30 protein-coding genes are annotated in these 26,674 nt (G+C 60.0%); 5 read left to right on the top strand and 25 right to left on the bottom strand.

The window, feature by feature from the left end; translation table 11 throughout:
- Positions 1-29: 29 nt before the first annotated feature.
- Both CLH61_RS07270 and CLH61_RS07265 read right to left on the bottom strand, forming a co-directional pair.
- On the bottom strand, positions 30-509 hold the full coding sequence (locus tag CLH61_RS07270) for an FKBP-type peptidyl-prolyl cis-trans isomerase (protein WP_099614034.1): 480 nt from the start codon (positions 507-509) through the stop codon (positions 30-32).
- A 122-nt stretch (positions 510-631) separates the two neighbouring features.
- On the bottom strand, positions 632-1,087 hold the full coding sequence (locus tag CLH61_RS07265) for a CopD family protein (protein WP_099614033.1): 456 nt from the start codon (positions 1,085-1,087) through the stop codon (positions 632-634).
- A 348-nt stretch (positions 1,088-1,435) separates the two neighbouring features.
- On the opposite strand from CLH61_RS07265, the gene CLH61_RS07260 reads away from it, so the two are divergent.
- A complete protein-coding gene (locus CLH61_RS07260; protein ID WP_022987913.1) occupies positions 1,436-1,642 on the top strand; it encodes a cold-shock protein in 207 nt (68 codons plus the stop codon).
- Between the two features lie 105 nt (positions 1,643-1,747).
- Here the strand turns inward: CLH61_RS07260 and CLH61_RS18430 are convergent, their stop codons facing one another.
- Positions 1,748-1,909, bottom strand: coding sequence for a hypothetical protein (locus CLH61_RS18430; RefSeq protein WP_170003640.1), 162 nt, complete (start codon positions 1,907-1,909; stop codon positions 1,748-1,750).
- 285 nt (positions 1,910-2,194) lie between these two features.
- On the opposite strand from CLH61_RS18430, the gene CLH61_RS07255 reads away from it, so the two are divergent.
- Entirely contained in the window at positions 2,195-2,791 is a 597-nt protein-coding gene (locus CLH61_RS07255; protein WP_099614032.1) for a DUF938 domain-containing protein, read from the top strand.
- 55 nt (positions 2,792-2,846) lie between these two features.
- On the opposite strand, the gene CLH61_RS07250 is transcribed toward CLH61_RS07255, so the two are convergent.
- The 4 genes from CLH61_RS07250 to CLH61_RS07235 all read right to left on the bottom strand — a co-directional run bounded on the left by CLH61_RS07250 (position 2,847) and on the right by CLH61_RS07235 (position 7,121).
- Positions 2,847-3,242, bottom strand: a complete 396-nt coding sequence (locus CLH61_RS07250) for a hypothetical protein (protein ID WP_099614031.1) — start codon at positions 3,240-3,242, stop codon at positions 2,847-2,849.
- A gap of 134 nt (positions 3,243-3,376) precedes the next feature.
- Positions 3,377-3,772, bottom strand: a complete 396-nt coding sequence (locus tag CLH61_RS07245; protein ID WP_099614030.1) for a hypothetical protein — start codon at positions 3,770-3,772, stop codon at positions 3,377-3,379.
- A complete protein-coding gene (locus CLH61_RS07240; RefSeq protein WP_099614029.1) occupies positions 3,765-5,243 on the bottom strand; it encodes a type VI secretion system PAAR protein in 1,479 nt (492 codons plus the stop codon). The genes CLH61_RS07245 and CLH61_RS07240 overlap by 8 nt, the downstream gene beginning before the upstream one ends.
- A 99-nt stretch (positions 5,244-5,342) precedes the next feature.
- Positions 5,343-7,121, bottom strand: a complete 1,779-nt coding sequence (locus CLH61_RS07235) for a DNA repair helicase RadD (RefSeq protein WP_099614028.1) — start codon at positions 7,119-7,121, stop codon at positions 5,343-5,345.
- A gap of 195 nt (positions 7,122-7,316) precedes the next feature.
- Here CLH61_RS07235 and CLH61_RS07230 point away from each other — a divergent pair, with 195 nt between their 5' ends.
- The gene (locus tag CLH61_RS07230) at positions 7,317-8,066 is read left to right on the top strand and encodes an SDR family NAD(P)-dependent oxidoreductase (protein WP_099614027.1); all 750 of its coding nucleotides are present in this window, start codon (positions 7,317-7,319) and stop codon (positions 8,064-8,066) included.
- Positions 8,067-8,076: 10 nt separating this feature from the next.
- Here CLH61_RS07230 and CLH61_RS07225 read toward each other — a convergent pair whose 3' ends face one another.
- The 18 genes from CLH61_RS07225 to urtA all read right to left on the bottom strand — a co-directional run bounded on the left by CLH61_RS07225 (position 8,077) and on the right by urtA (position 23,156).
- On the bottom strand, positions 8,077-8,892 hold the full coding sequence (locus tag CLH61_RS07225) for a metal-dependent hydrolase (protein WP_099614026.1): 816 nt from the start codon (positions 8,890-8,892) through the stop codon (positions 8,077-8,079).
- Between the two features lie 234 nt (positions 8,893-9,126).
- Positions 9,127-9,507: a ribbon-helix-helix domain-containing protein gene (locus CLH61_RS07220; protein ID WP_099614025.1), complete on the bottom strand. Its 381-nt coding sequence runs from the start codon at positions 9,505-9,507 to the stop codon at positions 9,127-9,129.
- A gap of 80 nt (positions 9,508-9,587) precedes the next feature.
- Positions 9,588-10,157, bottom strand: a complete 570-nt coding sequence (locus CLH61_RS07215; RefSeq protein ID WP_099614024.1) for a DJ-1/PfpI family protein — start codon at positions 10,155-10,157, stop codon at positions 9,588-9,590.
- Between the two features lie 241 nt (positions 10,158-10,398).
- Entirely contained in the window at positions 10,399-10,728 is a 330-nt protein-coding gene (locus tag CLH61_RS07210) for a glycine zipper domain-containing protein (RefSeq protein WP_099614023.1), read from the bottom strand.
- A 341-nt stretch (positions 10,729-11,069) separates the two neighbouring features.
- Positions 11,070-11,582 (bottom strand): alpha/beta hydrolase, encoded by a 513-nt coding sequence (locus CLH61_RS07205; RefSeq protein WP_211289082.1) that lies wholly within the window; start codon positions 11,580-11,582, stop codon positions 11,070-11,072.
- 450 nt (positions 11,583-12,032) lie between these two features.
- Positions 12,033-12,218 (bottom strand): hypothetical protein, encoded by a 186-nt coding sequence (locus CLH61_RS07200; protein ID WP_099614022.1) that lies wholly within the window; start codon positions 12,216-12,218, stop codon positions 12,033-12,035.
- 44 nt (positions 12,219-12,262) lie between these two features.
- On the bottom strand, positions 12,263-12,901 hold the full coding sequence (gene ureG / locus CLH61_RS07195) for an urease accessory protein UreG (RefSeq protein WP_099614021.1): 639 nt from the start codon (positions 12,899-12,901) through the stop codon (positions 12,263-12,265).
- Positions 12,902-12,933: 32 nt separating this feature from the next.
- On the bottom strand, positions 12,934-13,641 hold the full coding sequence (locus CLH61_RS07190) for an urease accessory protein UreF (protein ID WP_099614020.1): 708 nt from the start codon (positions 13,639-13,641) through the stop codon (positions 12,934-12,936).
- Positions 13,619-14,179 carry an urease accessory protein UreE gene (ureE, locus tag CLH61_RS07185; protein WP_099614019.1) on the bottom strand — a complete coding sequence of 187 codons (561 nt, stop codon included), beginning with the start codon at positions 14,177-14,179 and terminating at the stop codon, positions 13,619-13,621. The genes CLH61_RS07190 and ureE overlap by 23 nt, the downstream gene beginning before the upstream one ends.
- A gap of 11 nt (positions 14,180-14,190) precedes the next feature.
- Complete coding sequence (gene ureC / locus CLH61_RS07180; RefSeq protein WP_099614018.1) at positions 14,191-15,894, bottom strand: urease subunit alpha; 1,704 nt, start codon at positions 15,892-15,894, stop codon at positions 14,191-14,193.
- Positions 15,891-16,208: an urease subunit beta gene (locus tag CLH61_RS07175; protein WP_099614017.1), complete on the bottom strand. Its 318-nt coding sequence runs from the start codon at positions 16,206-16,208 to the stop codon at positions 15,891-15,893. The genes ureC and CLH61_RS07175 overlap by 4 nt, the downstream gene beginning before the upstream one ends.
- Positions 16,209-16,218: 10 nt before the next feature.
- Complete coding sequence (locus tag CLH61_RS07170) at positions 16,219-16,521, bottom strand: urease subunit gamma (RefSeq protein ID WP_099614016.1); 303 nt, start codon at positions 16,519-16,521, stop codon at positions 16,219-16,221.
- Positions 16,522-16,572: 51 nt separating this feature from the next.
- Positions 16,573-17,499 carry an urease accessory protein UreD gene (locus tag CLH61_RS07165; RefSeq protein WP_099614015.1) on the bottom strand — a complete coding sequence of 309 codons (927 nt, stop codon included), beginning with the start codon at positions 17,497-17,499 and terminating at the stop codon, positions 16,573-16,575.
- Positions 17,496-18,194, bottom strand: a complete 699-nt coding sequence (gene urtE, locus CLH61_RS07160; RefSeq protein WP_099614014.1) for an urea ABC transporter ATP-binding subunit UrtE — start codon at positions 18,192-18,194, stop codon at positions 17,496-17,498. The genes CLH61_RS07165 and urtE overlap by 4 nt, the downstream gene beginning before the upstream one ends.
- Positions 18,194-19,018, bottom strand: coding sequence for an urea ABC transporter ATP-binding protein UrtD (gene urtD, locus CLH61_RS07155; protein ID WP_099614013.1), 825 nt, complete (start codon positions 19,016-19,018; stop codon positions 18,194-18,196). The genes urtE and urtD overlap by 1 nt, the downstream gene beginning before the upstream one ends.
- Entirely contained in the window at positions 19,015-20,145 is a 1,131-nt protein-coding gene (gene urtC, locus CLH61_RS07150; protein ID WP_099614012.1) for an urea ABC transporter permease subunit UrtC, read from the bottom strand. The genes urtD and urtC overlap by 4 nt, the downstream gene beginning before the upstream one ends.
- 3 nt (positions 20,146-20,148) lie before the next feature.
- Positions 20,149-21,753, bottom strand: coding sequence for an urea ABC transporter permease subunit UrtB (urtB, locus tag CLH61_RS07145; RefSeq protein WP_099614218.1), 1,605 nt, complete (start codon positions 21,751-21,753; stop codon positions 20,149-20,151).
- Between the two features lie 101 nt (positions 21,754-21,854).
- Positions 21,855-23,156: an urea ABC transporter substrate-binding protein gene (urtA, locus tag CLH61_RS07140; protein WP_099614011.1), complete on the bottom strand. Its 1,302-nt coding sequence runs from the start codon at positions 23,154-23,156 to the stop codon at positions 21,855-21,857.
- A gap of 410 nt (positions 23,157-23,566) precedes the next feature.
- Between urtA and CLH61_RS07135 the strand changes: the two genes are divergently transcribed.
- Entirely contained in the window at positions 23,567-24,724 is a 1,158-nt protein-coding gene (locus tag CLH61_RS07135; protein ID WP_099614010.1) for a M20 aminoacylase family protein, read from the top strand.
- A gap of 189 nt (positions 24,725-24,913) precedes the next feature.
- The gene (locus CLH61_RS07130; RefSeq protein WP_099614009.1) at positions 24,914-26,650 is read left to right on the top strand and encodes an extracellular catalytic domain type 1 short-chain-length polyhydroxyalkanoate depolymerase; all 1,737 of its coding nucleotides are present in this window, start codon (positions 24,914-24,916) and stop codon (positions 26,648-26,650) included.
- Positions 26,651-26,674: the final 24 nt, after the last annotated feature.

The raw sequence follows: 26,674 nt of genomic DNA, 5'->3' as shown, positions 1-26,674 counted from the left end.
CCCACTTAATCCGGGGATGAGTTAAGCCTTCAATGATGCCCACCCGGCCCATGGGCGTGGCCGTGCGCTATTTCTTCCGGATCGGCCGCACGTACTTCGATGATTTCGATATCGAAGGTCAGGGTTTTACCGGCCATCGGATGGTTGGTGTCGACATCGGCAAACTTGTGGCCGACCTTGGCGACGACCACATGGCGCGGGCCATGCTCGGTCTGCACCTGGGCGATCATGCCCGGTTTCCAGCGTTTGGCACCCATCAGATGTTTTATCGGCACCCGCTGGATGGCGTCGGCCTTGCGCGGACCGTAGGCTTTTTCCGGAGCGACGGTGACACTGAAGCTTTCGCCGGCCTCGCGACCTTCCAGGGCTTCTTCCAGGCCGCGGATAATGCCGCCGTGACCATGCAGGTAGGCGTTCGGCTCGCCGCCATGGGAGTTTTCAACAACGTTGCCTTGTTCATCACGGACACTGTAGTGAAACAAGACCACCTGATTCTTTTCGATTGGCATAGGGTTCTCTGCAACGGTTCAAGATACGCCATTATAACCAGTGGCGGCGTTGGCTCCAGCAGCGGCTACAGTCGACTGGCGTTCCAATAGTCGATCTCTGCAACCGGAAAACGGCTTCGGGCTTACAGGTAGCGGCCACCAGCGCCGATCGCCACCACGACCAGCCCCAGAATCAGGTTGGTACCCACCAACTTGCGGATCTGGCCTACCTGGCGTCCACCTTCCTGGGGATCCTGGTTGGCAACGGCCTGCTTCAGTCGCTGGAAGGGGGCAAAGTAAACGTGAAAATAGAGCAGGATCATCACGATCCCCAGCGCCTGCATTACGTGGATATGCCAGCCGGCACCCGCCATGCCGCCGAACACGCTGAAAATCATCCAGTAACCGGTCACCAGCAACAGGATGACGGCAGCCCATACCCACCGGAAAAACCGGGACAGCGTGTGACACCAGAGCACGCCCCGCTGCGACGCATCAATGACCTCGACCACCGCCGGACGCATGGCCATGTAAGCGAAAAACATACCACCAACCCAGATCACGGCAGAGAGAACATGCAGTGCGATAGCCAGACTCATAAAAGCAACTCCCGGACAAGAAATGTATGTTATGAGCATAGGCGTCACCCGCGAGAAACGAAACACCTGAAGAAACCACCCAGCTCATGGTTACGGCCAGATAACTAAACCCAAAAACAAAACTTTCCAGCTTTCTGGAAAATTTAGCTATGCAATACCTGGTAATTAGCGTACTGTCTCTTCCGTCGGAAAGATTTAGCAAAGCATTTCACGAATCAGACCTTTAGTGTTGCAAAACCTCTTGTCCTGTTTTTGATCCTGCACGTTTTTTATTTCCTGCATATCGCTGACCAAAAATCACAACGATCTATTGGCAGCAACCATTTGATTAAAATCAGGATAATTATTATGTCTACTATTAAAGGCAACGTTAAGTTCTTCAATGAAGCAAAAGGTTTCGGCTTTATTACTCGTGAAGGCGGCGCAGACGTTTTTGTTCACTACAGCTCTATTCAGGGTGGCGGATTCAAAACTCTGGCCGAAGGTCAGGAAGTTGAATTCACAGTGACTGACGGACAGAAAGGTCCGCAGGCCGAGAACGTAATTGGTCTGTAAATAACAGCCAAGACGTGACGAAAAAAGGCAGCCTCGGCTGCCTTTTTTGTTGATCCGATCCGGGTAGAATGGCCTCCCCGATCTGCTTGAGCTTTCGCGCAATCATCAACTGCTTTTCAGGTTAATCTGCTTTGGACCAGTGGTGGAAAACTGTGCACTTTTACCTTTCACCACATAATCAACACGCCCGCCAGTCTTTAAAAATTCAGCAGTATGCGCCTCAATCTCGGCAGAAGTTAAAGTAGATTTTACGGCTTTCTTGCTCATTATATTATCCACGTTAAGTCTTGGCTTGTTTGCCAGATTCGGCAAGGTAGTATATATGAAACACGAAATAATTGTTGGGAGAGTGATTTATACACGCTCCCCGTTCACTTTAGCCGTAAACCAGTAGCTGATATGGCCGTTCCAACGCGGCGCGAATCTCACCAATGGAAAACACCCGGGCAGAATCGGCATCAGGCCACCGCAGCTGCCGGCTAAGCACTCCCGGATTCATAATCACCAGAATTTAACCTGATCATACTGCCAAGCAACAGGAGACCCGGCTCGATGACCACCAACCTGCCCTTTTCTCAGGCTTGTGAGAACAACAAATCGCCGATCCTGGAGAAGCTCCGTGAGATTTTCGATGCGCCGGGAAACGTCCTGGAGGTGGGCACAGGCACCGGGCAGCACGCGGTGCATTTCGCAAAGTCAATGCCCCACCTGCAGTGGCAACCGTCCGACCATCCGGACGCGGTGGATCTCTGTCGCGCCCGGCTGGAGCAAGCCGCGCTGCCCAACATCCTGCCTGTTGTTGAACTGGACGTATGCACCGCACCCTGGCCCGTCGAATCCTTCATCTGGGCGTTCTCGGCAAACACCGCCCACATCATGGCGTGGAGCGAAGTCGAACAGATGTTTCGCAACATTGGCGAGCGCCTGCCAAATGATGGGGCCTTTTGTCTGTATGGCCCGTTCAACAACCACGGCCGATATACCAGTGAAAGCAACAGACAGTTTGACCAATATCTGAGAGCCCGCGCATCCCACATGGGCATCCGGGATCTGGAAGATCTGATTGCACTGGCGGAATCGGTGGGCCTGAACCTCGCGGAGAACCATGCCATGCCAGCGAACAACCGGCTGCTGGTTTTCCGGAAATAGCCTTCGAGTTGACAATATATGCAAGCGACCTCAGGCAACGGGGTAGAACCCCTCGCTAGTCGAATGCTCCGAGATACCAGCCTGATAAGAAAAACAAAAACATAAGAACTGTATACACAGTGAAAGGCACGATCACCCAAAGCTTCAACGAAAGTGGCAAAGGTTCATTCTCATCACCCATTCTGGATTCGATACGAGATCCTATTCGTGGAAGGTTTCGGAATACAAAGAAAGCGTAAACATGTGCCACCCGCATCCATCGTCCGATCGGGCCATTACCCCAGATCATCCGGATTCCATCCAGCTGCTTACCTGGAGTTGCAATTCGCCGCTCAACTTCCTCGGTTTTACGAAAAAACAGCGTGACCATCAGGAACATCAAAACAATGCTAGTTCCCAGAGAGGCGGCGCCTGTAATCGCCGCTATTTCTGTTAATTGCTCTTCACTCATGAACTTCCTTGTTCTAGATTTCGCCAGCGCACACGCCGGCCATTTCTACATCACGTCAATAGGGAGGTCTCCAACTCCAAGTGCAACGCCGTCAGACATTTCTTACAAGCCGAAGCCGGCATAATGCCCTTCCGCTAGTCCAACACCCCAAGAAACCACGCCGCCAGAACCGACACGACAATTGAAGCAAAAAAAACCGATACTGGCAGAATCACCCAAAATTTTAGGCCTCTCGGAAGCGCCTCACTCTCATCTCCCATTCTGGATTCTATGCGATGACCAACCCGCGGAAGGTTCCTGAAGACGAAAAAGAAAAATACATGGACCACGCGCATCCACCGCCCGATTGGACCATTACCCCATACATTACGTATACCGTCCAGTTGCTTGCCAGGTGTTGCGATGCGATTTTCAACCTCGACAACTTTAGGAAAAAATAACGTCAATATAAGCAAGAGGAGGAAGAATCCTCCAAGCATTGAAACAAGGAATATCACTTCCACAATGTCTACGTACTTCCCGTCATTCATGAATTGACTCCCGCAAAAGCTCGCCCATAGCCTCACCGACACCAGAGCCGAAATGACTACCTCCCGCAGCTCCCAAACCTCCGACAATGACCGCGCAGGCAACACCGCCTATGCCTGCAGAAGTGACAGCCACCAACGTGCACCCACCAGCCAAAGCTCCTCCCGCAGCACCAAAAATTGAAGAGCCAACCAGTTTACCGCTCTCCCTATACGCCACGACCCGACATTCCTTATAGTCGCCCGCTTTGCAGGCTTCATTGATCTTCATAGCGGACAAAGCGGCATCCAGGGTGATGCCCAAATAGCCAACGTTTCGTACATACCTCGCACCCGTCGCCAGCCGCTCGTAATGCGTGGCATACCCCGGTATGCCACCAACCCCAGCAGTCTTCCAACTATTCACAATACTCTTCGACGATAACCCCAGCGCTCGTTTGAGCTTGGCATCATCATCCAGCGACATACCTTTGCGTGCCAAACTCCCCAGAGCAAAATCCAGCTTCTTGAATAGCGCCTGCCGCTTCTCGAAAAACTCCGGATGGTTGAGATGACCATGCTTACGGTAACTGTCCTGATGAAGTCGCTCGATATTCTTTAGCGTCGCCTCAATGCTTTCGATCTGCTTCGAAATCATCACTGCGCCAGCACCCAGACCAGCCGAGCCCGTTGAAGTGACGGCTTCCAACAGATCGTAATACTTGACGATAAACTGCGCCTCGTCCTGCTCCAGCGACCTTACCTGGGCGTTCACCTGCGCCGCCACTTCCATCAAGTCGGCTTCTTCTTGAGTGCACTCCATGCCTTCCGGGTCACCCAGCACAATCATCTCACCAGGCAACACACGCTCACCGAGGCCCGGGTTCAACCGGTCAAAGTGATCCGGCTTTGCCGACGCCTCTCCATATAGGGCAGTCAACAAGTCCGTTTTGCTCGTTGGGCTCTGGACGACATGGTAGCCAGGCTCTACGGCGGCCTTCGGCTCACTGGTGATTGGGAATTGCCCAGATAGGCTGGAGGCCACCGGCCCACCTGCCGTTGCGCTACCCGCACTTTTCGCTGCCCCGTCGGCGATTGAGGGCTCCGAAGCGGTACTTTCAAAACCACGGGCGGAAGACGATGCCGCCTGCGGAGCGGGCTTTGCTGGTGCGGGTGAAATAGCGGAAAACGGCGCCGGTGAGTGGGTATCACCAATCACAACGCTGCCACTACCAATAGTGACGCCGCCGCAGGAAATTGCCCCCCCCGTCACAGCCGCGGGAATACCATTGATCAGCACCGTTGCCGAGCCAGCAGCGATGGCTCGCGGGTGGGGAGGATGTTTGGGCTTGGCGTGTGGAGCGAGAGGATCGCCGACGCGGGCAACGGGTTTGCCGTCAATCAGCACATCGGGGGAGCCGGCAATAACCGGCGTGGGGGGAAATCCCTGGTGATCTGTTCCCAAATCACCCAACAGCACAACGTTCTTGCTCATTCCTTTGTTCCTTCTGTCCTTGAAGAATCATCCAAATTGTCGAGGGTGCCGTCACTGGCGCCGCGCCCAATAGTAAACAAAGCGGCCGCAATACCCAAGTTACCGCTCGTTCGCCTTACGATAATTCCCCTGATAATCAAAAATCCGTTCCTGCACCTGCCAATAGTGCTTTTGCTTGCGGGCAATCACGAAATCCGGTGCCGGCAACAGGGTTTGCATCTCCAGCACCGCATCCACCTTTTTGAACTCTTTCGGGGCCTGGCTATTGGCGAACCTGCGGCCAAACAGTTTGTTGAACACGGCGCGCTGCGCGGGCTTGGTGAAATCGAACGACTCGCTGAGTTCCTCCCCATCTTCGCCGTGATAGGTGATTCTCAGCTTGCCTCCACCAACGCCCAACGTCATCCCGGCACAACGGATCACCATGGCGTCCTTCAGTTTCAGTGCATCTCTCAGCTGATCATCCGGGTCGATAATCGCTTGGTGGCAATGCCCGCAGTTACGGGCAGCAATGTCATTCTCGCCACCACAATGTGGGCATTCCTTGAACCGGAAACGGTAATCGCACTGTTGCGGGCGCCCGCTCTGCCCGGCAGGTTCCTCCCCTTCCGCAGGCGCCAACAGCCCCTGGCAACGGCGCCCAAAGTGCTCGATAACACGGCCCTCACTGTCGGTCTTGCCCCAGAAGATATTGGCAAAACCACAGCCCGGGCAGAATACCTGCACCGGCTCGCTGTCGGGATTCGGTTTCGGCTCCCCCACCTCCGGGTGATGCAGGTTCACACGGTTGCCCGCGTAATCAATCACCAGGCAGTCCCGTTTACCTTCGTCCAGACGAAGACCGCGGCCAACGATCTGCTGATACAGGCTGACAGACTGGGTAGGCCGAAGAATGGCAATAAAGTCCACGTGGGGCGCATCAAAACCCGTGGTGAGCACGGACACGTTCACCAGATACTTCAACTGCCGCTGTTTGAAGCGCTGGATCAGCAAGTCCCGTTCCTTCGAATCGGTTGCGCCGGTCACCAGGGCGGTTTCGTGTTCAGGCAGATAGCCGGTGATCTCCCGGGCATGCTCCACCGTTGCCGCAAAGATCATCACGCCTTTGCGGTCGGCGGCCAGCTCCACCACCTGCTCGATGATCGCCCGGGTCACACGCTTGTGTTTGCTCAGCAGCTGGTTGACGTCCTTTTCTGCGTATTCGCCAAAGCGGTCCTGGGCCAGCGCGGAGAAATCGTATTGGGCCACCGCCGCATTCACCAGCTCGGGACGGGTGAGATACCCGCGGTTGATCATGTAGCTCAAAGGCAGTTCGTAGATGCAGTGCTGAAAGGGCTTGTCCTGCTCTTCACCCGAGCCGCGAATAAAGCCCCGGTAGTGATAGCGATAGATCCAGCCCATGGCCAGGCGATAGGGTGTGGCGGTCAGCCCGAGCACTTTGAGGGCGTCATTCTGCTGCCGCAGCAACTCGATAATCCGCTGGTACTGACTGGTTTCCTCACCGCTGACCCGATGGCACTCGTCGATAATGACCAGCGAGTACTCATCCCGGAATTGATCCAGATTCGCCGCGACGGACTGCACACTGGCAAAGGTGACCTGGTGCTGATTCTCCTTGCGCTTCAACCCGGCGGAGAAGATGCCACCTTCCAAGCCGTAGCTCTGGTACTTGGCGTGATTCTGCTCCACCAGCTCTTTGACGTGGGTCAGCACCAGAATTTTGCGGCGGGCTAGCCGGGCCAACTCGGCAATGACCAGGCTCTTACCCGCGCCGGTGGGCAGCACGATGACGGCAGACTCGTCCGATTTGCGGAAATGGCTCAGCGTGGCGTCGACAGCTTCCTGCTGGTAGGGCCGCAGTTTGAAAGGAGCATTCATTCTCGGGGACTTGATCGCTTTCAGGAGGAGGAGGCGAAGATACTAGCAAATGTCGTTGCGACCTTCTCATTACTCAAGCAATTCACTCAACCATTAGATCGTCCAAGCCCACGTTTAGCGCTAAAGTAGCTGGAGATTCCAGACACTGGCGCGCCCAGAGTCGAGACCAACCTAATGGGAAATCAGGAGCAATCAATGACGTTTGATTTCAACGGCCGGCGCGTCATCGTCGCTGGCGGCAGCAAGGGGATTGGCCGGGCCATCGCGTTGGGGTTTGCCCGAGCCGGTGCCAGCGTTTCCGTGTGCGCGCGCGGGCAGGCATCCCTGGACGCATTGGCGGGAGAAGCGGCAGACGAGGGGCTGGCGCTGCATGTGGCCTCCTGCGACATCGGCGACAAGGCCGCACTGGAGACATATCTGCAGAGCGCCATGACCAAGCTGGGCGGCCTCGACGTGCTGGTCAATTGCGCCTCGGCCTTCGGGCGGGAGGACAACGAAGAAGGCTGGCTGAGCAGCGTTGAAGTGGATCTGATGGGTACGGTTCGCGCCGGTCACACCTGCCTGCCAGCGCTCAAGGAAACCGGGGGCACGATCATCAACATTGCCTCCATCGCCGCCCTGCACGCCTCGACACGCACCGCCCCCTACGCGGCCATCAAGGCCGCCGTCGCTCACTACACCGCCAGCCTCGCGGTGGCCATGGCCCCGCATAAAGTGCGTGTTAATGGCATTGCCCCGGGCTCGATCGAGTTTCCGGGCGGCGTCTGGGATCAGGCCCGTCAGCACAATCCGGAGCTCTACGAGCGTATTCGCGGGGGGATTCCCTTCGGGCGCCTGGGCACGCCGGAGGAAGTCGCCGACGTGGCGTTGTTCCTCGCCTCCGATCTGGCCCGCTGGATAACCGGCCAGACGCTGGTGGTGGATGGCGGCCAGGTTCTGTCCTGAACTACGTTTTTCAGGCGGTCTTTTTCATTACCGGCGCCAGCCATTTGCGCTTGGCCCTTTCGACCAGATCGCGCGCATCGTGATTCCAGGGGTGGAAATCAGGGCTGTAATACTTGAAGTAGCTCGGCAACAGCTTGCGGAAAACGCCGGGCTTGCCCCACATGTAATTGAGTCCGCCCAGCCAGGATTTGAAGTTTAAGAGCTGGCCATCCTCTTTCATCAGCTGCACCAGGTGAATCCCGCTGAACAGCGGGAACATCACACTCACGGCCATCATTTCCGTCACCCGGACAAATTCACTGCCGCCAATGCTCTTGTAAACATCAAAAGCCACGGCCTTGTGTTCGGATTCCTCGATGGCGTGCCAGGCCCAAATGGCTGCCATGCGCGGGTCCATTTCGTCCAGAGCGTTATATTTCAGAAGAAACTCCTCGGCCAACAGGGCGGTGAAATGTTCCACGGCGACCGTGTGGGCCAGCTGACGCTCGGGGCTGAATTGCTTGCGCATCCAGTTCATCAGCCCCTGAATCTCCCGCTCCAGGCGATCGAGATTGATACCGCGTTCCTGCATAAGGCCGTTGAGGGCCTTGTGTTCCTTCGAGTGGTGAGCCTCCTGGCCAATAAAACCACGCACCCCCGCTTTCAGTTCAGGGTCGGTAATCTGTTTCTGATAGTGGCGTACCGAGTCGATAAAGAAGCGCTCGCCGGGCGGAAAACTGGACGACAGTGCAGCCAGCAGAAGCGTTTTGGCCGGATCATTGTCCCACCAGTATTTAGGCACATCGTCGGCCAGATCAAAATCCGGCTGCCGGACTTCGGGGATCATACCCTTCGGTGTGGTCGTTCGAGCTGTACCGCGCGCTGAAATCGGGTGAACAGAGGCGTTCGTTTTCCTGGCAATCATGGTGAGCCCCCGGGAAGCGTGATGAGTGTGCGGTCATCATACGGGCGGAGAACCCACTGCCGTGAGAGGACAAGGGGACAATGCACTTGTCATTAGTGGCCAATTTGGCGAGCTCATCAACTGAGGAATTGCCATGTGGTCCCGTTTTTTTCGGATTCAGTGCCTTGCTTTGCTCACCACGTCCGGAGTTGGCGGCTCACCGGTTTTGCCAGCGAGAATACGGTCGGCATCAAGCGAGGCAATCGGTACCCGGGTATCCCTCGGAACGTCGCCGCTCAATTGCAGCTCAAGGTAACGCAGCGCACAAACCCGAAGGAAGGATGTGAAATTGCCGAGATCATGGCCCGCATCAATGGACTCGTGGTAAAGCCGGGTGATCATCTGCGGCAGGTTCATACCATCCCGCTCGGCCAGCTCTGCCAGCACCTGCCAAAAGGCGTTTTCCATCCGCACACTGGTCACCATGCCGTCAATACGCAGGGAGTGAGTCCGGCTGAGCCAAAGCTCCGGATCGGCGTTGATGAAGAGCTTGCACATGACGACCTCCCTGGGTGTGCCTGGGTGCTATTGAGGATGCTTGAGAGCACTGAGGGGCCGGTGGGCAGGCCCCTGCTGAGTTACTGGTCCAGTAATTTGAAGAACTGCGCCAGCCAGGCCGGATGAGCCGGCCACGCGGGCGCTGTTACCAGATTAGCATCGGTGACCGCCTGATCAACCTCGATACCGGCAAAGGTCCCGCCGGCCAGCTCCACTTCCGGTTGGCAGGCCGGATAGGCCGAGCACTTGCGGCCCTCAAGAACCCCCGCTGCGGCCAACAACTGGGCACCGTGGCAGATTGCCGCCACCGGCTTGTTGGTTTCGAAGAAATGGCGAACCAGAGTCTGCACATCCTTGTTGAGGCGCAGGTACTCGGGTGCGCGACCACCAGGCACGACCAGAGCGTCGTAATTTGCCGGATCCAGCCCCTCAAAATCCGCATTCAGGGCAAACCGATGGCCCGGTTTTTCGCTGTAGGTCTGGTCACCCTCGAAGTCATGGATGGCAGTGGCAACGGTATCGCCCGCTTTCTTGCCGGGGCAAACGGCATGAACCGTGTGACCCACGGCCTGCAGTGCCTGGAACGGCACCATGGTTTCGTAGTCTTCGGTGAAATCACCGGTAATCATCAGAATCTTCTTCCCGCTCATGGCTGTCTCCTTGTGCTTGTGTTGCCAAGTCTGGAAACAGTAGCAGCGGCGGCGATTAAGCGGGTATTAAGGGAGTACTACAGGTCTCACAGCACAGGCGTTTGGATAAAGCTTAGAACAGAAAGCGGAACCCTGAGCCGGAATAACCCACTACTTCAGCAGGTGGCTCAAGGTCGAAAAAAGCCTTCCCGTTGGAGAAAGGCTTTTTGAAGTCACGATTAAATTGCAAGCTTATTGCGTTTCAGCAGTTGCCCTTTTTCGCCTGGCCCGGCGGGCAGAAATGGCCACCAGACTGACGGTAAGACCGGTGGCGATCGTCATAGTCATGACGACGGCCATCATAGTCGCGATCGTATTCTCTATGATCTTTGGTGGTAATGGCTGTTCCAGTTGCCGCACCGACGGCACCACCGAGAATAGCGCCATCTCTACCACCTACCTCGTTGCCGATAGCCGCCCCAATCGCTCCGCCAATACCGCCACCTAGCGCGGCGTCGGCGGTGTCACCCGCAACGGCACCCAAAGAGGTGGCACTCAGAGATAAAAAAACGAGCAGTGATTTCATTTTCATTGGTGTAAATCCCATTGTTCAGGTGGTCTGACCTGCCCAGTATGACCGGAAGGAAACCATTGTCTCCATCGTCCCATCAGGCACTTGTCGGTTTTGTGAACCATTCGAGAATATCAGAAATACTCGCGATGCCACCCTTACCTTTTATTTATATTTCAATATGTTGCAAATTGTAAGGGGCGCGTATTCTTTATGAATCGGACCTGAACAAGACGCTCGCACTCGACCCCCGACTCAGCCGTTAATAGATCTGCCCCGGTTGTTACTTTCACCGGAAAAACCGGGCCAGGAAATAAAGCTGATCGTCGATGGATTGAGCCCGAGCTTCGCCCCGATAAACATCAAAATGACCGACCGGATAGTGCTTCACTTCCGCGTTCGGCATTCTCTCGGCCGCTTTGGCCGCAGCGCTCGCCGGGGCGGCCTGCGGATGCAATATACCGGGGAGACATCACCAGCCCACGACGAAGCCAGTCCACCGTCCCGTGGCAGGTCAGGCGCATCGCCTGCATGAGGCCGGCATAACCGACAACACCCGGCAAAGACGCCAAACTATCCGTCATCGGGCACCGGGAGATAGTGCATTGCACGTTTCCATCCTTTGCCGCGGCCACAATCACAAGCCCGCCAGAAAACGACGTCCCCCACAGGCACATGCGGCTCCCATCGATACGATCCAGCTGCCGCGCAAAATTCAGGGCAGCCAGCCAATCTGCCACTTCTTCCCGAGGGCTCAGCATCTGTCGTGGCTGACCATCACTTTCACCGAAGTGGCGGTAGTCAAAGGCAAAGACCGCATAACCTGCATTGCACAAGGCTTCTTTAAACGGTGTCAGACCACTGGCATGAGTCATGCCCAACACTATGGGCCATCACGACACACGGTAAACCGCTTCTGTCGGCATTCTGAGTGTAAAAAACACCGCGACAGGTTGTACCGTGACTCGGGAACTCCGCTGGGGTTTCGATCATGCTAATCCCTCGGTTCACTGAACGTTACGCCAGTGTGATGCCACGGCGGCGGTGACCAGCAGCACCAGTAGTACCAAATACCAGAGGTTTGAAAGAGATGGTATCAGTAGCGAGGGATCCATCGGACGTTATCCCTAACAATCGGTTCTTCCGCAGTGTTTAGCTACCTAAGGTAGACCATCTCCGCGCCGCTTTTCGTCCCCATTAAAAAAGTACGTAAATTTCCTGCCACAAAAAAGCTGCAAGGCATTGCCACGCAGCTTTCTGTTTCCTCTGTACTTTTTGGTCGGCCTACCCGATACGGAGTTGCCTCGGTGCCGCCAATATCAGCGTCAGTCTTGCCCGCCCCGCTTGTGTCGCATCAGGGCAAAAAGCCCCACGGCGGCAGCCACGCCGGCTGCCAGCAGGTACTCAATATGCACGCCGTCACCGAGGGCTTCGTGCCCGGCGTGGCCCCAGGTGACGCCAGAAACCAGCAGCAGGCTGGCAGTCAGAGTGAGTTGGTTACGTAGTTTCATGGTTGTATCTCCGTTGTGCGTTAAACGTTCAGGATTTGGTTTGTTCAGGCTATTTCAGCCACTTTCCCAGGCCGGCGTTCCGGCAGCATGCCCCGCTCCAGAATGAAGCGGATGATGGTCTCCAGCCCTACCCCGTCGTACAGGTTGGTGAACACGAAGGGGCGTTCGCCGCGCATTTTCCTGGAGTCCCGGTCCATTACCTCCAGGGAGGCGTGGACCTGCTCGGCGATGTCGATCTTGTTGATGATCAGCAGGTCGGATTTGGTGATGCCGGGGCCGCCTTTGCGGGGGATCTTGTCGCCGGCGGAGACGTCGATCACGTACAGGGTGAGGTCGGACAGCTCGGGGCTGAAGGTGGCGGAGAGGTTATCGCCGCCGGATTCCACCAGCACCAGTTCCAGGTTCGGGTGGCGGCTTTGCAGGTCGTCAATGGCCGCCAGGTTCATGGAAGCATCCTCGCGGATGGCGGTGTGGGGGCAGCCGCCGGTTTCCACTCCGAGGATGCGGTCCGCTGGCAGGGCATCGTGTTTGAGCAGGAAGTCGGCGTCTTCCCGGGTGTAGATGTCGTTGGTGACCACGGCGATGTCGTAGTGGTCTTTCAGGGCCTTGCACAGCTGGCGCAGCAGGGCGGTTTTGCCGGAGCCTACCGGGCCGCCGACGCCTACTCTCAGGCAATGTTTCATGGCGTGTTCTCCTATTCGTGTACTTTGTTGGTTCAGCTTCTGAAAAGCCGTGAATACTGGGTTTCGTGCAAGGCGCTGCCGAGCGCCAGGCCTGGCAGTACCGGGCCGAGTTCGTGGTCCTCTCGCTGCAAGGCGTGGTCCACGGCCATCACCAGTTTCGGGCGCAGCCGTTCGGTCAGGCGCTGGGCGGCGGTGTGGCCCAGGGGCATGGCCTTGCAGGCAACGGCCAGCTGGTTTTCCAGCCAGGCCCAGGCGAAGCCGAGCAGGGTCTGCCGTACCGGCACCCGGCGCAGGTGAGCGGCCCAGGCAAACAAGGTGACGTAACCGGGGTCTTCCGGGAGCAGGCCTTCTTCCGGCAACAGGTCCAGGCTGCCGAGCAGGCGCGCCAGGGCCGCGCCCAGGCGGATGTCTTCGTCGGTCAGCTCGGCGGTTTCCCGGGTGGCGTGCAGCCAGTCGTTCCACTGGGCTACGGTTGCTCCGTCTGCGTTGGCCCAGGCTTGCTGAAGCCGCTTCAGCAGTGGCAGCTCGCAGCGGGTCAGGCCGTCTTCCAGCACCCCTTCCAGCCAGTCACCCAACTCGTCCGCGGTGGTGACCCAGCGCAGCTCAAAGGCGCTCTCCAGCCCCTGGGACCAGGCAAAGGCACCGATGGGCAGAGCGGGACTGACCAGTTGTAGGAGGCCCAGCAGGGCCAGGTCATCCACCGCGGTGCGGCTGCTGTCAGTGAGCGTGAGTGTGGTCATGGTGGTGTTCGCTGTGGCTGTGGCCGCCTTCATGATCGTGATGGTGGTGAGCATGGCCATGGCTGTGACCATGACCATGACCGTGGCTGTGCCCGGGCTGGGCGTAGGCGCCTGGTTCCGGATCAAATGGCGCGTTGTGGTGTTCCAGGGTAGCGCCGAGGTGTTCCGCCAGTTCTTCCAGCACGTGGTCGGGGGTAAAGCGCACCCAACCCACCTGCTCGCTGTCCATGCCGATAGCCAGTGAGGTGTGGCGGTTGCCGAGGTGGTAACACAGGCGTGCCAGTGGCAGGCCGGTGGCGATGCGGGCAGTCACCACCGGTTCTTCCGCGGCGCGGATGCGGACGATCTCGCCACTGGTGGCCTGCAGGCAGGCGCCGTGCCGCAGCACCGGACCGCGGTCGAGGAACAGCCCCACGTCTTGGTTGGTGTCGGTGGTGGCACGCAGGCGGCCACGGATGCGCAGTTCATAGGGCAGCGTCAGGGTGTCCAGCACTTCGCTGGCGTCCACGTTCTCGATCCGCTGAGTGAGTTCAAGCATGGGTGGTCTCCTTAAAACAGGTGGTAGCGCTGGGCCAGGGGCAGCTCGGTCGCCGGCTCGCAGGTGAGCAGTTCGCCATCGGCACGTACTTCGTAGGTCTGCGGGTCCACGGTGATGTGGGGGCAGGCGTCGTTCAGTTTCATGTCGCTCTTGCGGATGCCGCGCACGTTTCTGCAGGCCGCCAGCGGGCTGTCGAGGCCGAGCCGCTCGCCGATGCCGGCATCCAGGGCGGCCTGGCTGACGAAGCTCAGCCGGGTGGCACTGGCGGCCTTGCCGAAGGCGCCGAACATGGGGCGGTAGTGCACCGGCTGGGGTGTGGGGATAGACGCGTTGGGGTCGCCCATCGGCGCCGCGGCGATCATGCCGCCTTTGAGGATCAGTGCGGGCTTCACGCCGAAGAAGGCCGGGCTCCAGAGCACCAGGTCCGCCAGCTTGCCCACTTCCACCGAGCCCACTTCATGGGCGATGCCGTGGGTGATGGCGGGGTTGATGGTGTACTTGGCGATGTAGCGCCGGGCGCGGAGGTTGTCGGCGCCCAGGCTCTGGTCTTCCGGCAGCAGGCCACGCTGCTGTTTCATTTTGTGGGCGGTCTGCCAGGTGCGGCACACCACTTCGCCGACCCGGCCCATGGCCTGGGAGTCGGAGGCGATCATCGAGATCACGCCGAGATCGTGGAGGATGTCTTCGGCGGCGATGGTCTCGCGGCGGATGCGAGAGTCCGCGAAGGCGACGTCTTCCGGGATGTTGGGGTCGAGGTGGTGGCACACCATCAGCATGTCGAGGTGTTCGTCCACGGTATTGACGGTGTAGGGCCGCGTCGGGTTAGTAGAGGACGGCAGCACGTAGCTTTTCGAGCAGGCGGTGATGATGTCGGGAGCGTGGCCGCCGCCGGCGCCTTCGGTATGGTAGGTGTGGATGCAGCGTTCCTTGAAGGCGGCGAGGGTGTCTTCGACGAAGCCGGATTCGTTAAGTGTGTCGGTGTGGATGGCCACCTGGACGTCGTACTGGTCCGCCACGGTGAGGCAGTTGTCGATGGAGGCGGGAGTGGTGCCCCAGTCTTCGTGCAGTTTCAGGCCGATGGCGCCCGCTTTTATTTGCAGCTCGAGGGCTTCGGGCAGGCTCGCGTTGCCTTTGCCGAGAAAGCCGATGTTCATGGGCAGGCTGTCGACGGCCTGGAGCATTTTGCCGAGGTGCCAGGCGCCGGGGGTGCAGGTGGTGGCGTTGGAGCCGGTCGCCGGGCCGGTGCCGCCGCCGAGCATGGTGGTGATGCCGCTCATCAGGGCTTCTTCCACTTGCTGGGGGCAGATGAAGTGGATGTGGGCGTCGATGCCGCCAGCGGTGAGGATTTTGCCTTCACCGGCGATGATTTCGGTGCCGGGGCCGATGACGATCTGGACGTCGGGTTGGGTGTCGGGGTTGCCGGCTTTGCCGATGGCGGCGATGCGGCCGTTCCGGAGGCCGATGTCGGCTTTGACGATGCCCCACCAGTCGAGTATCAGGGCATTGGTGATGACGGTGTCCATCACGCTGTCGTCGGCGCGCTGGCTCTGGCCCATGCCGTCTCTTATGACTTTGCCGCCGCCGAATTTTACTTCGTCGCCATAGTGGGTGGCGTCGCTTTCGACCTCGATCCACAGGTCGGTGTCGCCCAGTCTGAGGCGGTCGCCGGTGGTTGGGCCGTACATGTCGGCGTAGGCTTGTCTGGTAATTTTCATTTCTGGACTTCCAACTTGTCCATGACTTCAGCCCGGAAGCCGTAGATTTCGCGGCTGCCGCTAAAGGGAATGAGCGTGACTGCTCGGCTTTGGCCGGGTTCGAAGCGGATGGCGGTGCCGGCGGCGATGTCCAGCCGCAGGCCGCGCGCTTTGGCGCGGTCGAAGTGCAGGGCCGGGTTGGCTTCGGCGAAGTGGTAGTGGGAGCCGATCTGGACCGGGCGGTCGCCGGTATTGGCGACGTCGAGGGTGGTGCGTTCGCGACCGACGCAGAGTTCGATGTCGCCGTCTTTGAGCTGGTATTCGCCGGGGATCATGGCGGGCTCCTTACACGATCGGGTTGTGGACGGTGACGAGTTTGGTGCCGTCCGGGAAGGTGGCTTCTACCTGGACTTCCGGGATCATTTCGGGGACACCAGGCATGACGTCGGCACGGCTGAGAACTTCGCGGCCGGCGGCCATCATGTCAGCCACGGAGCGGCCTTCACGGGCGCCTTCGATGATTTCGGCGCTGATCAGGGCGATGGCTTCCGGGTAATTGAGTTTCAGGCCCTTGGCTTTGCGGCGTTCGGCGAGCAGTGCGGCGGTAAACAGCAGCAGCTTGTCTTTGTCTCTGGGTGTCAGTTCCATCGTGGTGCGCTCCGTTATCCTGGTGTTGTTCCGATGTTGTTCGAATGCTGTTCAGGTCAGCCAGATTCTTGGAATGCTGGCCGGCTGACCGGTGAGTGTTGGTCTGAGCAGTTCCCAGGCCTGCTGGCACAGGGCCCAGGCTTCGTTGCGTTCGCGGCCGAGGTAGCGCAGCAAGAGCACGCCCCGGCGGTAGGTGACGGCCCAGCGGGTGGTTGCGGGCAGGGTTTGCCGCAGCAATGTCACCGCGTCGCCGGCGTCTTCCAGCCCGACTGCCCACAAGGTGGCCTGGACAGTGGCGCCGCCCTGCCCCCAGTGCCCGCTAAAGCGCCTGTGCTGGGGGTCGAGGAGCTGGCGTTCCTGCCACAGCGGGCGGCCTTGGCGGGTCAGCAGGAAGCGTTGTTCCAGATGGCCGCTGGCAAACGGCAGCGCGCTGGCCGGGCGGCCGAGGGCCAGGATTTCCCAGCCGAGGCAGCGGCCGCCGTCGGCCACGTCAATGGTGGTGGTCTGTTGGCCGCGGGAGCCGTCAAAGGCGATGGTTTCCTGGGGCAGGTATTCCAGGGTGGCGCCGTCGGCAACGCTGAGCCGGGTGTGCTGGCCCCAGGCCACGCCGTGGCTGTCGGCTTTGTAGAGTTTGGCGGCGGCCGGGGTGGTGAGCAGGGCCCGGGCGCCGTTGGCGACGCTGACGTCAATCTGCAGCAGGTCACCACTGACCAGCCCGCCGGGCGGGTGTAACAGGTAGACGTGGCAACAGCCGCGGCGGCCTTCCGGGTAGAACGGCCGTTGCACCCGCAGCGGGCCGTGATGGCGCACCCGGGTCAGCGCGGTGGAGGCCTGTAGCTCGCTGCCCCGGAGCTGGAATTCCAGCTCCAGGCTGGCGGCCCAGCGCCGGTCCGGGTCAAAGCGGTGACCGGAGCCGTTCCGCGCGCCTGGTCCGGGCGCGCTGGGGGCGGGGATTGGAATGGCGGTGAGTATCGTCATACCGTCAGGTGCTGCCGGATGAGGTCGTCAGACAGTTCGCTGATGGCGCCGTCCGCCACCCGGCGACCACGATCCATGATGGCAAAGCGGTCGGCGTATTTGCGGGCAAAGGGCAGTTTCTGTTCGACCAGCAGCACGGTGAGGCCATCCTCGGCGATCAGCCGGCGAATGACCTCGCCAATCTGCGCCACGATGTTGGGCTGGATGCCTTCGCCGGGTTCGTCGAGGATCAGCAGACGTGGCTCGATCACCAGCGCACGGCCAATCGCCAGCTGTTGCTGCTGGCCGCCGGACAGGTCACCGCCGCGGCGGTTTTTCATTTCCTTCAGCACCGGGAACAGCTCGTAGATCCGCTCGGGGATTTTCCTGCTGCCATCCTTGCGCACCGCCAGGCCGGTGCGCAGGTTTTCTTCCACAGTCAGCAGCGGAAAAATCTGGCGCCCCTGGGGGACATAGCCGATGCCCAACCGGGAGCGGTCTTCGGTGCGGCGTCGGGACAGCTCTGAGTCGCCGGCCAGAATGATCCGGCCGCCGCTGACGCTCTCCTCGCCCATGATGCATTTCATCAGGGTGGTCTTGCCGACGCCGTTGCGGCCCATTACGCAGGTACACTGGCCGGCCGGCACGTCCAGTTCCAGATTCCACAGGGTGTGGCTCTGGCCGTAGAACTGGTTGAGTTGTTCGATCTTCAGCATCACGCGCCCTCCCCCAGGTAGACTTCAATCACTTTCGGATTGGCAGACACCTGGTCCATGGTGCCTTCCGCCAGCACACTGCCCTGGTGCAGGACGGTGACGGTGCGGGCGATGGAGCGAACGAAGCCCATGTCGTGTTCCACCACCACTACCGATTGCTTGCCGGCAAGGCCGGTCAGGAGTTCGGCGGTGCGTTCCATTTCCTGCTCGGTCATGCCGGCGACCGGTTCGTCCACCAGCAACAGACGGGGCCGCTGCATCAGCAGCATGCCAATTTCCAGCCACTGCTTCTGGCCGTGGGAGAGAATGCCGGCCAGGGCACCACGCAGCTCCTGCAGGCCGGTGAGCAGCAGCACTTCGTCGATCCGATCGCGAATGTCCTGGGTCATCAGCGCGGTCAGGGTGGGCAGCACCCGTTTGTCGGCGGCCATCGCCAGCTCCAGGTTCTCGAACACGGTCAGGGCCTCGAACACCGTCGGCTTCTGGAACTTGCGGCCGATGCCGAGGGCGGCGATGTCCGGCTCGTTCAGGGTGAGCAGGTTGTGGCGGCTGCCGAACCACACCGAACCGGTATCGGGCCGGGTCTTGCCGGTGATGATGTCCATCATGGTGGTCTTGCCGGCGCCGTTGGGGCCGATGATGCAGCGCAGTTCGCCATCGTCGATGGTGAGGTTGAGGTTGTTGATGGCCCGGAAGCCGTCAAAACTCACGCTGACATCTTCCAGGTACAGGATGGCGCCGTGACGGACGTCCACCGGGGACTGCACCGGGGCAAGAAAGTCGAATACCCGGTCCCGCTCGGTGAGTTGCTGGAAAACACTCATGCCGCAGCCTCCTGAGACGGGGATGAGACCGGCGGCGCCGACCGTCGTTGCAGCAGCCCGGCAATGCCTTTGGGCAGGAACACCGTGACCAGCACGAACAGACCGCCGAGGGCGAACAGCCAGGCGTCGGGCATCACGCCGGTGAACACGGTCTTGGCGTAGTTCACCAGCAGCGCCCCGATCACCGCGCCGTACAGGGTGGCGCGACCGCCAAGCGCCACCCAGACCACAATCTCGATGGAGAACAGCGGCGAGAACTCGCCGGGGTTGATGATGCCCACCTGGGGCACGTAAAGGGCGCCTGCCACCCCGGCGAGCATGGCCGAAACCACGAACACAAACAGCTGCACCCGGTCCACCCGATAGCCGAGGAAGCGGGTGCGGGCTTCGGCATCGCGACAGGCGATGCTGACCCGGCCGAGCTTGCTGGTGACGATACCGCGGCAGATCACGTAGCCGATGGCGAGCGCAATGCCGGTGGCGATGAACAGGCCAAGGCGGGTGGCATCGCTGCGCAGGCTGAAGCCGAGGATGTCCTTGAAGTCGGTCAGGCCGTTGTTACCGCCAAACCCCATCTCGTTGCGGAAGAATGCCAGCATCAGGGCAAAGGTCAGTGCCTGGGTGATGATCGACAGATAGACCCCGGTGACCCGGGAGCGGAACGCCAGAAAGCCGAATACCAAAGCCAGCAACCCCGGCGCCAGTAACACCATCAGGAAGGCGAACCAGGCCATGTCGAAGCCCTGCCAGTACCAGGGCAACTCCTGCCAGTTGAGAAACACCATGAAATCCGGCAGCTCCGGGTTGCCGTACACGCCGCGGTCGCCGATCTGGCGCATCAGGTACATGCCCATGGCATAGCCGCCAAGGGCAAAGAAGGCACCATGGCCGAGGCTGAGAATGCCAAGGTAGCCCCACACCAGGTCCACCGCCACCGCCAGCAAGGCGTAGCACAGGTACTTGCCCAGCAAGGTAACGGTGTAGGCGCTGACGTGGAGCGCGCTGCCTTGCGGCAGGGCAACGTGGAGCAGGGTCACCAGCGCCATGGCGGCAAACAGCACGCCGAGGAACAGCTGGGTGGAACGTTCAAGCAGGGGCCGTTTCAGCCACTGGGATGATACCGGCATGGCTTAACCCTCCGCCGCCCGGCCCTTCTGGGGGAACAGTCCCCGCGGCCGCTTCTGGATAAACAGGATGATGAACACCAGCACGATGATCTTGGCGAGGACCGCACCGGCCCAGGGCTCAAGCATCTGGTTGATGGTGCCGAGGGAAAGACCGGCCAGCAGGGTGCCCCAGAGATTGCCCACACCGCCGAACACCACCACCATAAAGGAGTCGATGATGTAGCTCTGGCCCAGGTTGGGACCGACGTTGGTGATCTGGGACAGGGCGACACCGGCGAGCCCGGCAACCCCGGAACCGAGGCCAAAGGTGAGGATGTCCACCCGGGTGGCACGGATGCCCATGGAGCGGGCCATGGCGCGGTTCTGGGTGACTGCCCGCACCTCCAGGCCGAGACGGGTCTTGCGCATGATCAGCATCAGCCCGGCGAACACCACCAGCGCAAAGCCGATCACGTAAAGCCGGTTCAGGGTCAGCGACAGCGCCTCGTTGATCATGATGGAGCCGCTCATCCAGTCCGGCGTGACGACGGAACGGTTGAGGGGGGAAATCAGTGTGCGGACCAGTTGCTGGAGGATCAGGCTGACCCCGAAAGTGGCCAGCAGGGTTTCCAGCGGGCGGCCCTTGAGATGCTGGATGACGCTGCGTTCGATGACGATGCCGGCCATGGCCGCCACCAGAAAACCGGCGGGAATCGACAGGATCAGCGCCAGGCCCGGCTGGCCGGGCAACAACTGTTGCATGCCCCAGGTGGTGTAGGCACCGAGCATCATCAGCTCGCCGTGGGCCATGTTGATGACCCCCATCACCCCGAAGGTGATGGCCAGACCGATGGCCGCCAGCACCAGCACCGAGCCCAGTGACAACCCGAAATACAGGGTCTCTGCGGCACGATTGAGTGTGAGTTTCTGTTCGATACTGGCCAGGGCCCGGGTGGCGGCTGCCGCAATCTGCGGATCATCGCCCCGTGCTGCGCCGGCCAGGGCGGCACGGGCCTGCGGGTTCAGGCTACCGGCCAGCACCGCCACGGCAGCCCCATCGCCCTGCCCCAGCCGGTAGATCGCCAGCGCACTTTCCAGTGCCTCACGTACTGCGGGGTTGTCTTCATCGGCCAGCAAGCCGTTCAGGCGTTCGGCAAGCGGCGCATTCACCGTCCCCATCAGGGCACGGGCAGCGGTCAGTCGCACCTGGGGGTTGGCCACCGTCAGGTCAATCACCGACAGCAGGTCGTCCACTTCGCCGCGCAGGGTGTTGTTGACCTGCACCGCCTCCAGCTCGCGGCGGGACATCTCCCCGAGCGACTCACCGGTAAGGGCGTCGGCAATGGCCCAGTTGCGGCCCCGGTTGCTGGTCACGATCACTATCTGGCCGGTGGTTTTGATCCGGCTCAGCTTGTTGGCACTGAACGCTTCCAGCCAGTTGCGGGCGCGTTCGTCACCACTGCCGGCCAGCTCGCGGACGATGATGGATTTCTCGGCCTGGCTGGCGCCGGCGAGGCCCTGCAGCAAGCGGGCGGCCTGCTGCTCGCTGACCTGGGCACCGGCTAACGATGACAAGAGGACCAGATGCAGGGCGAAGGTCAGCCGGGCGAGCGATCGCAGGATGCTCATGGTGGTTTCCTGTTGGCGTTGCATGATAGATGGATTCCGGGCGCTCGTCCGGGGTCCGGCGGCGCTTGATGCGCCTGCCGGCCCCGTTTGAAAATGGCCCGTTACTTGGACGCGACTTCCGCCGTACCGCCACCGCACTTGCCGGTGACCACGTTGAAGTTGCCGCACTTCAGCGGTGCCCGCCAGTCACTGATCAGGTCCCGGGAGCCCGGCAGGAAGTCCGACCAGGCGTCGCCGGCCACGGTGGAGGAGGTTTCCCACACCACCGAGAACTGGCCGTTATCCTGGATCTCGCCGATCAGCACCGGCTTGGTGATGTGGTGGTTGGGCATCATGGCGGCAAATCCGCCGGTGAGGTTGGGGACGGTGACACCGATGATGGCGTCTTTCACCGCATCCACTTCGGTGGTGCCGGCCTTTTTCACCGCTTCGATGTACATGTTGAAGCCGATGTAGTGGGCTTCCATCGGGTCGTTGGTGACCGCCTTGTCGTCACCCTTGAACTTGACCCAGGCATCGATGAAGTCGTAGTTGGCGTCGTTATCCACGCTCATGAAGTAGTTCCAGGCAGCCAGGTGGCCCACCAGGGGCGCGGTGTCGATCCCGGCCAGCTCCTGCTCGCCCACCGAGAATGCCACCACCGGGATGTCGGACGCGGCGAGGCCCTGGTTACCCAGTTCCCGGTAGAAAGGCACGTTGGCGTCGCCGTTGATGGTGGACACCACTGCGGTCTTCTTGCCGGCGCTGCCAAACTTCTTGATCTCCGCCACGATGGCCTGCCAGTTGGAATGGCCGAAGGGGGTGTAGTTGATCATGATGTCCGCGTCTGCCACCCCCTGGTCCTTCAGGTAGGTTTCGAGGATCTTGTTGGTGGTGCGCGGATAGACGTAGTCGGTACCAGCCAGTACCCAGCGCTCAACACCCAGGTCGTTCTTCAGGTAATCCACTGCCGGAATGGCCTGCTGGTTGGGCGCCGCGCCGGTGTAGAACACGTTTTCGGACGATTCCTCACCCTCGTACTGCACCGGGTAGAACAGCAGGCCGTTGAGCTCCTCCACCACCGGCAGCACCGACTTGCGGGATACCGACGTCCAGTTACCGAAGATCACATCGACCTTCTCCTTGGCCAGCAGCTCGCGGGCCTTCTCGGCAAACAGTGGCCAGTCGGACGCCGGGTCGACCACCACCGCCTCCAGCTGGCGGCCCAGCACGCCACCGGCAGCATTCTGCTGCTCGATCAGCATGAGCATGGTGTCTTTCAGGGCGGATTCACTGATTGCCATGGTGCCGGACAACGAGTGCAGGATTCCCACCTTGATGGGATCCTCGGCGGCAACCGAGTGCAGGGAAACAGACAAGGCCAGGGCAGAAAGGCCCAGCTTCAGGTGTTTGCTGAATTTCATCACGTGCATCCTTTTCGTTCTTGGGGAGTTGTGCAGTTCGTCAAACGCCCTGCACCCATTGCACGTGGTGTTCCACAACGAGCTATACGTCTTTTATATCAATCAATTAGCCGACAAGCAGGCACCATAATGGCCCGCCAGCCAGGCCAAACACTGCGCCAATCCCGCCCACAACCGGTTTTGCTGCACCACCACGGAACAGGCCGTGGTGCACACGCACTATGAAAGCCCCCGGAGCCGGCCATTCGCCTCGAATTGGCGCGTTTTTGCTCAAGGGTTGAACGATAGCGCCAGATTGATTGCATCATTGAAGGGCATGATGAAACCTGGCCAGTTACGGAAAGAACGGCTGGCAGCGCTGATCCCCGGATGTAGACTAGACAGCACCAGACCGAGAACGGAGACATGACATGCCCAGCCTGATCGATGATATCCAAGCAGAACAGATTCCCATGGAGGTTTACTTCCGGCACCTTCATCAGCATCCGGAACTGGCCTTTGAAGAAACGGAATCCGCTGCGTACATCGCCGATCTGCTGCGGCAGTGGGGCTACGAAGTGACGGAAGGCATTGGCGGTACCGGGGTGGTAGCCCGGATGCAACTCGGGGACGGGACCACATCCATCGGACTGCGGGCCGATACCGATGCGCTGCCGGTCCCGGAGATGACCGACCTTCCCTACAAGAGCAAGGTGGCTGGCAAGTCGCACACCTGTGGCCATGATGCCCACACCACCATGCTGCTGGGCGCTGCCCAGTATCTGGCGCGCAAAGGCAACTTCAACGGCACACTCAATCTGATCTTCCAGCCGGCGGAGGAGATCATGGCGGGCGCACCGGCCATGCTGGGGGACGACCTGTTGAGGCGATTCCCGATGGATTACATGTTCGGGCTCCACAACATGCCGGGGCTGGAAGCAGGAACGCTGTACCTGACCGCTGGCCCGGTTATGGCCGCAGTCGATAACTGGGAAATCGAACTGACCGGAAAAGGTGGCCATGGATCCATGCCGGAACGCTGTATTGATCCTCTGGTGGCCGGCTCAGCCCTGGTGATGTCACTGCAAACCATCGTTTCACGGAATGTTGCGGCCCAGGATGCCGTTGTCGTGACCATTGGGGCCTTCAACTCCGGCGAGGCCGGCAACGTAATCCCGCAAAACGCCGTCCTGCGGCTGAGTGTCCGTAGTCGTGACCCCGATACGAGGACCCGGGTTCTGGACCGCATCAGGGCCATCACCGCCGCAACGGCAGAAGGCTACAACGTTGGATTCGAGATCCGGGAGGGGCAACCGGGCGCAGTCCTTGTCAACGACGACGAACAAACCCGGATCTGCACGGAAGTGGCATGCCGGCTACTTGGTGAAGAACGGGTGGTCAATCCCGGGCCCACCTTCATGGGCAGCGAAGATTTTGCCTTTTTCGCGCAGCAGAGACCGTCGGTGTACGGCTTTCTCGGGAACGGCGATACCCCGATGGTTCACCATCCCGAGTATGCCTTCGATCCCGCAAACCTGCCCGTCGGTGCCGCCTACTGGGTCGCAATAACGCAGCATTATCTGCGCTGACGCGGCGCTTTCCGGGACTCGATTAGTCAATAGCTGTCCTGCAATTCGGACAATGCGTCCAGATTTCCGGTCACCCCATCGGGGCAGCTCCCAAGAGATATGCCAACAATTCAATTGGTTACAATCCTGGCATGAAACTTTCTTGGCTCCAATCTCCGAACAATAAATCCAAGAACGGAGCTCAGAACTATGAAGGTATCGACCGCTTCACTGCACGGCGGCCCGGCGTTGCTGTCCGGACTCGTGCTGTCAGTAATCCTCATGGCCCCCATCACACCGGCAACTGCCGGCCAGACCTACTCATACACCCTGCCTCAACAGGCCTACAGCCAATCCCGCGCACGGAACTACAAGGTGTATGTGCCGGACAATCTCACCAGCCCTGCCCCCATGGTGATGGCACTCCACGGCTGCAAGCAGACCAATGACGACGTACTGAACGACTGGGGCCTGACCACGGCGGCAGACGACTACGGTTTCGTACTGGTGGCGCCGTTTATCACCAGTTACGATGGTTTGCGCAACGAGAACTGCTGGGGCTTCTGGTTTGATCACCATCGCCACGAAGGTGGCGGCGAAGTGGAAGACCTGCACCAGATTGCACAGGCTGTGGAAGGTAACTTCAGCATTGACCCAAACCGCCGGTTTATCACCGGGCTGTCCTCCGGTGGTGCCATGACCATCGTAGCCGCCACCACGCACAACGAATACTGGGCCGCCGCCGCCCCGGCGGCGGGACTGCCTTATGGTGAGGATGCGGCCTCTGTCTCGTTATCCGGACAGTGTCCGGGAAGCGCGACATTTCACAGCGTCGCCCGCGTGGTGTCCGACATGCAGGCCGAGTTGGACGACTCCTATCCCATCCCGATGATGGTGCTGCAGAACGAAAACGACTGCACCGTTCTTAAAACCGCTGCCGACACCGCACGGGATGCCCACCTCAAGGTTTTCGGTGATCCGGCGTTCGACACCCCGACCGAAGCCGAGGCCTCGGCAGCGGCCTGCTCCCCCTTCAACCAGAACAATTACAGCTGCGTGCATACCCGTTATACCCGGGACGGTACCCTCGGCACCCGCTCCGTGGTGGAAACGGTGTACCTGGACGGCCCTTTGTCCACCCCGAACCTGCAGGACACCGACCACGGCCACTACTGGGTTGGTGGCGTTAATGGCAACAATGGCAAGTGGTCCGTCAAGGTTGGTCCCAGCTATCCGGACATCATCTGGGATTTCTTCAACCGTCACAGCCGCGACGGCTCGGAGCCGGAAGGGTTCCCGGTAATCACCCTGCTTGGCGATAATCCGATGACCGTCGCCATCAACACCACCTTCACCGATCCTGGCGCAACGGCGGAAGACGCCGAAGATGGCTCCCTGACCGTCACGGCCGACTGCAGCCAGGTGGACACCGCAGCCGTAGGCACCTACACCTGCGCCTACGTGGCGACTGACAGCGACAGCAACGCCACCACCAAAGAACGAACCGTCGACGTTTTCGATCCCGCTGCCCCCATCGAAACCTGCGAACAGGCCACGGCCTCGCCCAATGGCCACATCTCCGCAGGCCGCGCCTATGCCGGGGGTTTGTATGAGCTTCGGGCTCTGGCAAACGGCGATGATGTGGATATTGGTGGATCCTTCGATACCTGGAGCAGCATCACGCTGTACGAAGGCGAGCCAGGGCTTTGGTATGCCACCGAGCCGGCTGCATGCACCGGATCGGGTGACGGCGGCAGCGGCGGTGGCGAATTTGCCTGCCAGGACTGGAACGACACCAACCTTAACCATGACCTTGCCGGCCGGGCTTACTATGCCGGAGGTTATTTCACCACCGGAGGTGATGACGCCATCGGGGCCTTGTCTGGCACCTACAGCTGGGTTAAGGAAACTGCTGAAGGGTTCTATGAAAGCGGACAGTGCGACTGACCCCGGATAGAACCCTGCAGATCC

It is taken from the genome of Marinobacter profundi, assembly GCF_002744715.1.
GTDB classification, from domain to species: Bacteria; Pseudomonadota; Gammaproteobacteria; order Pseudomonadales; family Oleiphilaceae; genus Marinobacter; species Marinobacter profundi.
Note: the sequence above shows the minus strand (reverse complement) of the source record. Positions and strands in the feature narration are given on the sequence as shown.